9 protein-coding genes, 3 tRNA genes and 1 pseudogene are annotated in these 11153 nt (G+C 35.5%); 3 read left to right on the top strand and 10 right to left on the bottom strand.

Annotation, left to right across the window (positions count from 1 at the left end):
* Positions 1-56: 56 nt before the first annotated feature.
* The 9 genes from KAS42_04535 to KAS42_04575 all read right to left on the bottom strand — a co-directional run bounded on the left by KAS42_04535 (position 57) and on the right by KAS42_04575 (position 6883).
* Positions 57-132, bottom strand: a tRNA-Phe gene (locus tag KAS42_04535).
* A 150-nt stretch (positions 133-282) separates the two neighbouring features.
* A tRNA-Arg gene (locus KAS42_04540) sits at positions 283-356 on the bottom strand.
* 90 nt (positions 357-446) lie between these two features.
* Entirely contained in the window at positions 447-1079 is a 633-nt protein-coding gene (locus KAS42_04545) for an HAD family hydrolase (GenBank protein MCK4905488.1), read from the bottom strand.
* Positions 1080-1153: 74 nt separating this feature from the next.
* Positions 1154-2059: a tyrosine recombinase XerC gene (xerC, locus tag KAS42_04550; GenBank protein MCK4905489.1), complete on the bottom strand. Its 906-nt coding sequence runs from the start codon at positions 2057-2059 to the stop codon at positions 1154-1156.
* A gap of 16 nt (positions 2060-2075) precedes the next feature.
* Positions 2076-4190 carry a type I DNA topoisomerase gene (topA, locus tag KAS42_04555; GenBank protein MCK4905490.1) on the bottom strand — a complete coding sequence of 705 codons (2115 nt, stop codon included), beginning with the start codon at positions 4188-4190 and terminating at the stop codon, positions 2076-2078.
* Positions 4191-4666: 476 nt separating this feature from the next.
* Complete coding sequence (hisA, locus tag KAS42_04560; GenBank protein ID MCK4905491.1) at positions 4667-5419, bottom strand: 1-(5-phosphoribosyl)-5-[(5-phosphoribosylamino)methylideneamino]imidazole-4-carboxamide isomerase; 753 nt, start codon at positions 5417-5419, stop codon at positions 4667-4669.
* A gap of 316 nt (positions 5420-5735) precedes the next feature.
* Complete coding sequence (gene hisB / locus KAS42_04565; protein MCK4905492.1) at positions 5736-6335, bottom strand: imidazoleglycerol-phosphate dehydratase HisB; 600 nt, start codon at positions 6333-6335, stop codon at positions 5736-5738.
* Positions 6336-6534: 199 nt separating this feature from the next.
* Positions 6535-6612 (bottom strand) — tRNA-Pro (locus tag KAS42_04570).
* A gap of 22 nt (positions 6613-6634) precedes the next feature.
* Entirely contained in the window at positions 6635-6883 is a 249-nt protein-coding gene (locus tag KAS42_04575) for a GIY-YIG nuclease family protein (protein MCK4905493.1), read from the bottom strand.
* Positions 6884-7169: 286 nt separating this feature from the next.
* Here KAS42_04575 and KAS42_04580 point away from each other — a divergent pair, with 286 nt between their 5' ends.
* The 3 genes and pseudogenes from KAS42_04580 (at position 7170) to KAS42_04590 (ending at position 10713) form a co-directional block, all read left to right on the top strand.
* Positions 7170-8681: a DUF4339 domain-containing protein gene (locus KAS42_04580; GenBank protein ID MCK4905494.1), complete on the top strand. Its 1512-nt coding sequence runs from the start codon at positions 7170-7172 to the stop codon at positions 8679-8681.
* Between the two features lie 12 nt (positions 8682-8693).
* Positions 8694-9021 (top strand): annotated as a pseudogene (locus tag KAS42_04585) (divalent-cation tolerance protein CutA).
* 318 nt (positions 9022-9339) lie between these two features.
* Positions 9340-10713 carry an MATE family efflux transporter gene (locus KAS42_04590; GenBank protein ID MCK4905495.1) on the top strand — a complete coding sequence of 458 codons (1374 nt, stop codon included), beginning with the start codon at positions 9340-9342 and terminating at the stop codon, positions 10711-10713.
* A gap of 130 nt (positions 10714-10843) precedes the next feature.
* Here the strand turns inward: KAS42_04590 and KAS42_04595 are convergent, their stop codons facing one another.
* Positions 10844-11041: a hypothetical protein gene (locus KAS42_04595; GenBank protein MCK4905496.1), complete on the bottom strand. Its 198-nt coding sequence runs from the start codon at positions 11039-11041 to the stop codon at positions 10844-10846.
* Positions 11042-11153: the final 112 nt, after the last annotated feature.

Genomic DNA, 11153 nt, shown 5'->3' on the forward strand with positions numbered 1-11153 from the left:
CGTGGCCTCAGGAGGCATTCTGCTGCAAACCTGGTCATGTTCCACAACCTGATAGTTGGTGCCGAGGAGCGGAGTCGCACCGCTGCCACGCGGATTTTCAGTCCGCTGCTCTACCGACTGAGCTATCTCGCCGTGCTCTAAATACTTAGTTAACAACAGTTAATAATGGTTGCATTAAAATATTTTGTAACCCTGTCCGCCAATCTTTAGTGGCGGGCTCTATTAACCTCTGCTAACCATTTTTAACCATTAACAACCCTTTGTTATTATACCAAATACTAGCGCGCCTGGCAGGAATCGAACCTGCAACCTACGGATTAGAAATCCGTTGCTCTATCCGATTGAGCTACAGGCGCAGTATTTAACTGGGGATTTTAAAGCAAAATCTAGAATATTTCAATTTTACAAGAAATTGAATATATCTTTGAGATTGCAATATTTCAATTTTACAAGAAATTAAATATTTCTTGGAGATTGGAAATGCTAAAATCTTTTGTCTTTTCTTCTCTCTGGATAAGAATACTTTTATACCCTGCTTCAAGAGAAAACTCATAATCCAATGTATGATGGTCGCCTATATGCAAAATATCGGATGGAGAGGATTTAATAAGGTTCGAGACATGAAGATAAATTTCAGGGGATTTGACTTGCTTAAAATCACTTACCGTTGAAAAGACTTCATCGAAATGGCGGTCAAATTTTTGGATTTTTTCTTTCAGAAAAATTCGAGGCATACAGGTAATAACGATTATTTTAAATCCTTGCTTTTTAAGTTTTTCAAGAACAGGTAAAACATCGGAATAGACCACGATTGATTTTTCTCTTTTCTTGAATATCTCTTTGGCTGATATTGGGAGATTGAACTTCTCAAGCCAATATTCAATATTATACCAGCGCAAATCTTTGTCTCCTAACTTCGCATATTCGCTAAGACAAAAATCTTTTGCTTGCTCGAAATCCCATTTCCTGCTTCCGGCAACCAAAGCAGGAATATCATTTTCCCATATGAGTTCGTTAAACTTTTGTTCAACTAATGTGCCGTCTACATCAAAAGAGATAACATGAATTTTCTTACTCATAGTTTTTCTGGTAGATATTCTCTCATACTTCTTATAACATTTTCTTTACAGCTTCTAAATTCACGCTCTCAAATCTATGCGCGAGGATGTGTTTTATCATAAACTTTCTTGAGTCTTTTTGTGGTCAGATGTGTGTATATTTGTGTCGTTGATAAAGAAGCATGTCCGAGTAATTCCTGCACTGCCCTTAAGTTAGCGCCTCTTTCCAAAAGATGAGTTGCGAAGCTGTGACGGAAACTATGGGCAGATACGTTTCTTTTAATAGCAGCTTCTTTTATATATTGGTGCGCAAATTTCTTTACACTTCCTGCAGTAAGCCTTCCTCCCCAATTATTTAAAAATAGAGCTTCTCTATTTACATGCAAATCGCTTCGAAGCGAATCGAAAAACATATTTCTTTTATTAAAGTAAGCACTTATTGCTTCAAGCGCTTTATCTCCTATAGGAATTATCCTTTCTTTTCTCCCTTTACCTTTTACCTTTATTGTTCCTCCTACAAAATCTATACTGTCAATATTCATACCTGTAAGCTCAGAAACACGTATTCCTGTTGAATACAAGGTTTCCAAAATAGCTCTATTTCTTATGCTTAAATGGTCATTACCCGGCAAAGACAGAATTGTCTCAATTTCTTCTACACTCATAGGTTCAGGCAATGTGCCTTTCTTTTTTGGGCTTGAAATAAGAGAGCAAGGATTGGAATCGAGCCATTCATTCCTAATGGCAAATTTAAAAAATGAACGTAATGTTGCTATTTTCCTGCCTATTGAACTTGAACTATAACCGTCACTATAAAGAGTAGTCAGAAAATCTCTGATATGCGTAGTTTCAATTCCGCTCAACGTTATAGTCGTATAATGTTCGTTCAAAAACTTATTAAATTGAATAAGGTCTGTTCTATAACTTGTTAAAGTGTTTTCCGATAAATTTTTTTCTACCCGCAGGAATTTTAAAAACTGGTTTAGTTTTTCATTCTCCATATTTAAAATTCAGAAATCAGATGTCGGATTCTTCCGTATTCTGTTCTCCGTTTTCTGTTGTCTGTTCCTTGTCTTCTGTATTCTGTCCTCTGTCTCCTGTTGGTTGTTTTTCTGTCATCTGTTGACTGTCTTCTGTGTTCTGTTTTTTCTCAGACGGCAAATAAGAAGCAATCCATCTGCATTGAGGATAGTTACTGCATCCGTAGAATACCCTACCTCTTTTATTTCTCATTTCTACTATTTCGCCGGAACAATTCTGATTTGGACACTTTACGCCAACTTTTTTCAATATTCGTTTTGTGTATCGGCACGTGGGGAAGTTCAAACATGCCATAAACGGTCCGAATCTACCTTCTTTTATAATTAATTTCCCATCGCATTCGGGACATTTCTCATCGGTAATTATTTCTCTTTCTTTTTTTATATTTTTCATATCCACCGATGCTTTATTCAAAACTGGTTCAAAAGACGTATAAAAATCTTTCACTATATCCGACCATTTTTTCTTGCCTTCTTCAACCTCATCAAGGCTTTGTTCCATTTCGGAAGTAAATTGTTCGTAAAATATTTTGGGGAAATTCTCAATAAGCAATTCAACCACAACTGTACCAAGTTCCGAAGGATGAAGCGCGCCTTTCACGCTTCTTATATAATCCCTGTCTTTAATAGTATTCATTATCGGAGCATAAGTCGAAGGACGACCTATACCTTCTTCTTCCAATTTCCTGATAAGCGTTCCTTCACTGTAACGCTGAGGCGGTTGTGTAAATTTCTGCTCGAGATTAATATCTAATAAATTTACTTTTTCTTGTTCTTTTAAAATAGGCAACACATTTACTTCTTTCTCTTCCTTATTAAGAAGAACTGTATAGCCGTCAAACTTTGTTTTTCTACTTTCGGTTACAAACACATAATCTCCGCCTAATAGTTTTATAGTGTTCACTTCCGTTATCTTTTGAGTCATTTGGGAACCTAAAAACCGGGTGTATATCAGTGTGTATATTTTTAATTGAAGAGGGTCTAAATATTCTTTTATTTTTTCAGGGGAAAGCTCAACATTCGTCGGGCGTATAGCTTCATGTGCTTCCTGGGCGCCCTTTTTTGCCTTGAATTTGGGGGGAGAAGAAGGAAGATATTCTTTGCCGAATTTTTTAAGTATCAATTCTCTCGCTTTAGTTTGAGCACTTTTACTAATATTAAAAGAATCTGTTCTCATGTAAGTAATAAGCCCTGTCAACTCATCTCCGACATTAACACCTTCGTATAATTGCTGTGCTATTCTCATCGTCCTTTGAGCAGAAAATCTAAATATGCTGTGAGCTTGCTGTTGCAATGAACTTGTAATAAAAGGAGGAGGAGCATTTCTTTTTTCTTCTCTAGTAGTAATACTTTTTACAACAAAGTTTTGTTTTTCTATATCGGTTTTTATATCAAAAACTTCATCCTTAGGAAATTTTGTAATCTTTTTACCTTTAAATTCTTTAAGTTGAGAGGAAAATTCTTCATTGTTTTGCGTAGAAAATTTGCCAAGAACCAAATAATATTCTTCCGGAACAAATGCCTGTATTTCTTTTTCTCTATCCACAACGATTTTCAAAGCAACTGTTTGAACCCTACCCGCAGATAATCCTTTTCTTACTTTTTTCCACAACAAAGGCGAGATTTTATAACCTACGAGTCGGTCCAGAACTCTCCTTGCCTTACCCGAATCAACTTTACTTACATCTATTGCAGTAATATGTTCCAGTGATTCTTTGATAGCAGAAGAAGTAATTTCGTGAAACAAAATTCTGGAAATATTTTTATTAACGGGACTTATTTCTTCAGCTAAATGGGCGCAGATTGTTTCCCCTTCCCTATCAGCATCAGCCGCAAGAAGAACTTGTGAATATTTTTTAGCCTCGCTTTTTAGCTCTTTGAGGATTTTCTTTTTTCCTTTGATAACAGTGTAAGTGGGTTCAAAATCATGCTCAACATCAACCCCTAATTTGCTATTCGGTAAATTTTTTATATGCCCCATACTTGCGCTAACTTTATATCCTTTCCCAAGAAAAGATTGAATAGTTCGCGCCTTTGCAGGAGACTCAACAATTATAAGCGAACCTTTTATAAGCGACTTTTTCTTTGACATAATTATTTAATTTAAAATTTAAAATGCAAAAATTAAAACTACAATTCAAAATTAAAAAATTTTTCTAACTACTATAACACATCATTTTCAATTAAATACGTGATTAGCAATAATGCTAATATATTGACAACTTTTAACTGAAAAAGCAATGACAATACCACCAATAACTGCAAGTATGAGTCCAACAAATGAAAAAATATCCAACAGTTTGGGAGAAAAAGAAATGCTATAAAGACTCAATATAAATGAGATTAAGATATAAAGTATTGCCAAGTATATTTTTAGAATATTTGAATTTTTTGCTGTTTTTTGCAATTTTCCTGTCTTTGTGTTTGGTTATTGAATTTCTTACATTTTAATATGTCATTTTGACTTTTACACTTCCCTCTGGAATCTTTCCTCGTGGAATGCGAAGCATTCCCGAGACTTTAGTCCTCGCAATTTTTCAAATTGCAGAGGGTCAAGATTCCGAGGACTTAGTCCCTGAAATTCTCTGAATTTCTAGGGGTGATTTTTGAATTTATCTTAATCGCTTCTTCCAATTTTATTCTACCTTCATATAACGCCTTACCTATTATAATCCCTTCAATTCCTTTTATAACTGAAAGATGTTTTATATCCTCCAAAAAAGAAACTCCACCTGCTACTATAATAGGAACGGGACTTATTTTGCAAATTTTAGTAAAGAATTCAACATTCACACCTTCAAGCATTCCATCTTGTTGAATATCGGTAACTATCAAGGAAGACACCTTCATTTCGCCAAGTTTTGTAATAAATGAAAAAATATCTAAAGATGAACTTTCTTTCCATCCCTTAACATATATCTTCTCGTTTTTAATATCAGCTGAAACAATAATTTTATCAGGAAAAGAAGACATGATTTCTTTTAAAAATTTTTCATCTAAAAGCGCGTTTGTTCCCAATATAAGCCATCTTGCTCCACAGTCCAAAACTTTTCGAGCCATACCAAAACTTCTTATCCCGCCCCCCAACTGCACAGGGATTTTAAGTTCTTCAGTTATTTTTTTTACAGCATCTAGGTTCTTACATTCTCCAGTTTTGGCTCCGTCAAGGTCTACTATATGTATTCTTTTCGCTCCTTTTTCCTGCCAATCTTTAGCAACTGCAACAGGGTCATCGGAATAAATTTTGCTTGTAGTGAAATCTCCTTTAGTAAGTCTCACTACTTTGCCATCCATTAAATCTATAGCAGGAATTATTAACATATGATTTTCTCGCTTTCGCTCAAATAAAATTAAATATCAAAAATCAAATATCACCCCTAGAAATTCACAGAATTTCAGGCCCCTAGGAATGCAGAGCATTCCAGGGATTTAGTCCCTTTTCAGGGAGACCAAGTCCTCGGAATCTTTTTAAGATTCCAGAGGGAAATCACATATTAAAATGCAAAAAGGGAAACTAAGTCAATAAATTTTCGCCGTTTGCTTTTACTAATATCAGACATTCAGCATCAAAAATGTTGTTTTTCATTTTGAATTTTGATTTGTCATTTTACATTTTGCACTTTAATTTTTAAATTTTTTATAACGTTCCTTTAGTAGAAGGTATGCCTTTGATTCTTGGATCTATTCTTGTAGCTTCATCCAAAGCTTTTCCCAATCCTTTAAAAATTGATTCTGAAATATGATGAAAATCTTCCCCTTTTAAAATAGAAATATGTAAATTTAATCCGCCTCGCTGTGCAAAACTTTGCAAGAAATGTTTTAAATTCGGTCCGTCATATTTATCTTTTTCTAAAGGATTAGGGAATTCTATTTTTTCTGAATAAAGATAAAATGAAGCTCTTCCACTTATGTCAAGAACTACTCTTGTTAAAGCTTCGTCCATGGGAACAAAGGAAGAGCCAAATCTTTTAATCCCTTCCTTACTACTTAATGCTTCTGATAACGCATCTCCAAGGCATAATCCTATGTCTTCATTTGTATGATGTATGTCTACGTCTAAGTCACCACTGGCCTTCAATTCTAAATCAAAAAGTCCGTGTTTTGAAAAAAGTGTAAGCATGTGGTCCAAAAAAGGGATGCCTGTAGAAATTTCAGATTTGCCCTCACCGTCAAGGTTGAGTACTACACTGATTTTTGTTTCTTTTGTTTCTCTTTCTATTCTACCTATTCTTGCCATTTCTCCTCCATTACCATCTACTGATTTTTTTATCAATCCCTATTCATCCCCAGAAAATCGGAGATTTTCGGGGACTTAATCCTCGGAATTTTTCCCTTAGAAATGCAGAGCATTTCAAGGACTAAGTACCCGAAATTTCTCTGAAATTTCAGGGTGCAAATTGCAGAGGGCCAATTACAGTTTACGAAATTACTAATTTTGGTCGGGGTGAGTGGATTCGAACCACCGACCTCTACGTCCCGAACGTAGCGCTCTAACCAAGCTAAGCCACACCCCGAGTAACTGTTGATATAATACCATTAAACTTTTCTTAAAGAACATAGATTCTTTAAGACTTCTCTGCCTTTACCACTCTTTAAAAATTTCTCACGTTTTAATGCTAAAGACTTATCATTATATTTTTCAGTTCTAATTAAAACCCAAGGAATCTTCTTTTTAGTAGAAACATTATATCCCTTATTATGCTGTTTTAATCTCTCGTTCACATTTTTTGTCGAACCGATATAAAAACTTTCATCTTTTTTACTTTTTAATATATAAACATACATTTTATTCTAACCCATCCGCCACTTCCGCCACTAAAAATTAGGCGGACAAGAAAACGTTGGCGGATGACCGCCAAAGTAGCAATGGCGGTCAAGCTAAGCCACACCCCGTAGAAAAATTAAAAACAAACCAACAAAAACACTTGCAAAGTTATACTTTCTTTTCTTTAATCGGTGTAATCACAGTTTAATTATAGAAGTTTATTGTTTGCTTCTCAACTATATATTTGACTAAAGGAGAATAAATTTGATATAAAAATTAAACAATTCAACAGAACTTTAGTTGCAAATGACTAAAAAATGGAAGATAAAAAAATTAGATGGCACTATATACGGTCCTGCAGATATAGAGACAATTAGAAAATGGATTAATGAAAAAAGGATTTTAGGACAAGATTATATTTCTCAAGAAGACATAAAAGCATGGCAACCGATACAATCTGTTCCGGAATTCACTGATACATTCCAACACCCCATTAGTTCCAAAGAACAACCTTCACATATAGATAGAAATACTGAGCCCACATTCAAAGTAAAAAATATTAAAGGCGAAAAATATGGACCGGCGAATTTTCATACGATCACAAAATGGCTTCAGGAAAAGCGAATCGATGAGAAGTCTTTAGTACAGAAAACCGGGGGCAACGAATGGTTTCCTCTTAGAGAACTGCCTCATTTAGTCTCTTTATCTTCTGACGATATAACTCCTCACCAACAATTTTCAGAAAATAAAGATGATATAGGTATAAAAGTTCGTAAAATTGTAACACGTATAAAATTATTAGTTTTTACCATATCAGTTGTATTGCTTGTGACAATACTTTTTTGGGGTATCCAAAAAACCAATTATCTTAATCGTGGAACAACAAAAGAAGGAATAAATTATTGGGATTATAAAACAAAAGTGCTCAGCTTCGGAGAAACAGTTGTTGTCCCTGCCGGTCAATTTGATAACTGTTACATAATTGCTTACAGTGCAGATATTTCCGAAGGAGGGAAACACTACAATATTAATGGCAAAAGTTGGTACAAAGTAGGAGTCGGCAATGTAAAAGAAGAATTTACGCGTTATGAAGCAAGTAAAGAGTTTAATCCTTTCGACACCTTGTCTTTCTCGGGAGAACTAACATCTTATAAAGGACATGGGGCAGGAAACAAACCTTTTCCTTACATTTCTGGAGCACAATTAAAATACGACCTTACAGCAAAAATAGACGTACAAGGACCTTTAGAAGTAATAACAAGTGTTGCTGCTCCCCCACAAGAATTCAAGATAATAATGACTTGTACCGGAACTATAACTTTGGAAGATGGGAAAAAATATTTAAAAGTCATAGGAACTGCAGGAGGTCCTATCACTCGTAGCGAAGAGTTTTATCGTATAGAAGGGAATAATATTTTCTTTTATGGAACCAGGTATATGCGAAACACAAGTAGTCCAGTTAAAACAGGCACTCTGGAACCAAAAGTTGGCAATGAATTCGAAAATAAAATTACCTTTGATGGTACTTACTCCAGCACCAAACAAGCAAAAAATATTATTACTGCTTTCCTTATGGGAAGATTAGGATTTCTTAGCGGAGTAATGATGCTTCTTTGCCTTTCAGGTTTTATTGCTTTTATGAAACATAACATATTAAATCTTGAAGAAAACATTGAACAGCTTGTTATTGCATCTAAGCAAAAAGGAGAGACACTTGCAGGAGAAATTTTAGGCAATTTTGTTTCTTGGGGAATTACTTTTCTACTGTTTGGTATTTTTCTTATATTTGCCATAATAACTTACAAATCTTTCTTTTAATTTAAAACTAAAATGAAAATTTTTTCTTTTATAATTATTTTTATCACAGTCCCCACAGAAAAAGAAGCCCAAGAAATATCCGATAAGTTATTAAAAAAAACTAGTGGCTTGTGTAAATATTGTTAAAAAAGTAAATTCTTTCTTCTGGTGGAAAAATAAAATTGAATCTGCAAATGAAATTCTTCTTACGGCAAAAACAGATTTAAAATTTTTCAATGACATTGTAAAAATAGTTAAACAGCTTCACAGCTACGAGGTTCCAGAAATAATTGCTCTGCCTATAATTGATAGAAGCAAAGATTATTTAGAATGGATAAAAGAAAGTATAAAAAACTTGTAATTATTTTAAAATAATTATTGAATAAATATATTAAATCATTCATAATACAAATTATAAAAGGAGGTGATTAAAATAATGGCAAAGAAAGTAGCTAAAAAGAAAGTAGCTAAAAAGAAACCAGCCAAAAAGAAACCAGCCAAAAAGAAAAAGACAACTAAGAAGAAAAGATAAGGCTGACATAAATAGATAAGTGAATAATTTTTATGTTATTCCAAATTGGGGCTGGACTTGATTTAAATCTTCAAATGTTTTGCAAAACGAATTAGGTCCAGCCCTAAATATTTAATCCCTCAAAAACTGCGCAGAAAAACACACGAAATGCTCAAAAAATTTTTAAAACAAGATATAGAACTCACAACAGGACCTATTCTGCCAAAAGTGCTTTCTCTTACCGGTCCTCTGATGGTAATAGCCATTCTTAATTCTACGCTCAATTTAATCGATATGTTCTGGGTCGGAAAACTCGGCAGCGATTCCATAGCAGCAGTAGCCATAGGCGGAACTATTATGATGGTTGTTTTTGCAACACTTATAGGCATAACCAGGGGAACCATTGCGCTTGTTGCCCGATATGTGGGAGCAAAAGATACAAAAAATGCGGACGCTGTCGCAAGCCAATCCATAATGCTGGGTTTAATTATAGCTTTGGCTACAATATTAGTCGGGCTTTTATTTACGGATAAACTATTTCTGATATTAGGCGCAAGTCCGGAAGTTTTAAAAATCGGCAGTTCATATCTTAAGATAATTCTCATAGGCGGAATAACAATGGTTTTGCTATCCTTCGGAAACTCCATACTACAAGCAGAGGGAGATATGGTAACACCTATGAAATTCATGTTTCTTTCAAATATTATCAACATTATATTAGACCCCATATTCATATTCGGATTGGGCGTTCCAAGAATGAACACGTCGGGCGCCGCTTTGGCAACAGTACTGTCTCAAGCTGTGCCCGCTTTTTTAGTGCTTCTTTTACTTTCTAAAAGACGCTCCAAAGTTCATATACACATTTCACAGTTTAAAATTAAACTGACCTTTTTAAAAGAAATGCTCAAAATAGGACTGCCTGCTTCATTGCAGATGTTTTTCAGAAGTATAATGGGCTTAGTTCTAATGGGTATTGTCGCAAGTTTTGGAACAGCAGCTATTGCCGCTTATGGAATCGGCATGAGGTTACAAATGCTTGTTCTTATGCCAGCCCTTGCCTTTGGCGGCGCCGCCGCTACCCTGGTAGGACAAAACTTGGGCGCCGAACAGCCCAAAAGAGCCCAAAGAAGCGCATGGACAGCAACAACTCTCGATATGTTTCTGATGATTTTAGTAGCCATTCTATTCTTTATTTTTGCTCCGCAAATTGTCGGATTTTTTATAAAAGATAAAAATGTAATTTCTATTGGAACTGGATTTTTAAGAATAACCGCACCTTTCTATTTATTTATTCCGCTGGGTGTTGTGCTTGGACAATCATTAGCCGGCGCAGGAGATACAATCACGCCAATGTTTATCACATTATTATCGCTTTGGGGATTTCAGATACCTATGGCAATATATCTTTCCCAAGCAACTATGTTGGGAATTAACGGCATTTGGTGGACAAACGCTTTTGCTTCAGTTCTGCACGGACTTCTCATAATGTGGTGGTTTAAAACAGGTAGGTGGAAGAAAAAAACAATATCTTCTGTATTATAGATATAAGAAAATAACAAAGAAACAAATTCCCAATATCTAATTTCTAACGACCAAGATCACTGGCGGGGATGGAGCACAGCGGAATCCCCGTCCAGTGCAGCGCCTTGTTGGCCAGTCTGTTTGTTGGTGTCTACAGCAGTTCTTCTGCTTCGTCGTCAGAGATGATCCCCTTGTCCACGGCAGCTTGCACAGCCATACCGAGCATTCCTGGCTCGTACTTCAGGAGCTTCTGCTTGATGAAGTCTGGGGAAGGAACGTGCCCCGGTTCAGATTTCCACTGCTTCCAAGTGCTGATCATCTCAACAAGGTTGTTGATTACCATGTCCATTTGGTGATCTCCTTCTCCATGTCATACGGGATAGGACTGAAGCCACGACCACTCTTCGTCCAATCGTCTGTCCGCACACACTCCTCGCAGTATATGCGCTTTGTGAGGTGGT

This window comes from bacterium, from assembly GCA_023135785.1.
Lineage (GTDB): Bacteria > CAIJMQ01 > CAIJMQ01 > CAIJMQ01 > CAIJMQ01 > CAZNJA01.

What these genes read in the sequence shown, in the direction of transcription:
- topA (MCK4905490.1), bottom strand. Translation starts at nt 4,190, where the DNA reads ATGTCAAAGAAAAAGTCGCTTATAAAAGGTTCGCTTATAATTGTTGAG.
- KAS42_04595 (MCK4905496.1), bottom strand. Translation starts at nt 11,041, where the DNA reads ATGGACATGGTAATCAACAACCTTGTTGAGATGATCAGCACTTGGAAG.
- KAS42_04590 (MCK4905495.1), top strand. Translation starts at nt 9,340, where the DNA reads ATGCTCAAAAAATTTTTAAAACAAGATATAGAACTCACAACAGGACCT.
- hisA (MCK4905491.1), bottom strand. Translation starts at nt 5,419, where the DNA reads ATGTTAATAATTCCTGCTATAGATTTAATGGATGGCAAAGTAGTGAGA.
- xerC (MCK4905489.1), bottom strand. Translation starts at nt 2,059, where the DNA reads ATGGAGAATGAAAAACTAAACCAGTTTTTAAAATTCCTGCGGGTAGAA.
- hisB (MCK4905492.1), bottom strand. Translation starts at nt 6,335, where the DNA reads ATGGCAAGAATAGGTAGAATAGAAAGAGAAACAAAAGAAACAAAAATC.
- KAS42_04580 (MCK4905494.1), top strand. Translation starts at nt 7,170, where the DNA reads ATGACTAAAAAATGGAAGATAAAAAAATTAGATGGCACTATATACGGT.
- KAS42_04575 (MCK4905493.1), bottom strand. Translation starts at nt 6,883, where the DNA reads ATGTATGTTTATATATTAAAAAGTAAAAAAGATGAAAGTTTTTATATC.
- KAS42_04545 (MCK4905488.1), bottom strand. Translation starts at nt 1,079, where the DNA reads ATGAGTAAGAAAATTCATGTTATCTCTTTTGATGTAGACGGCACATTA.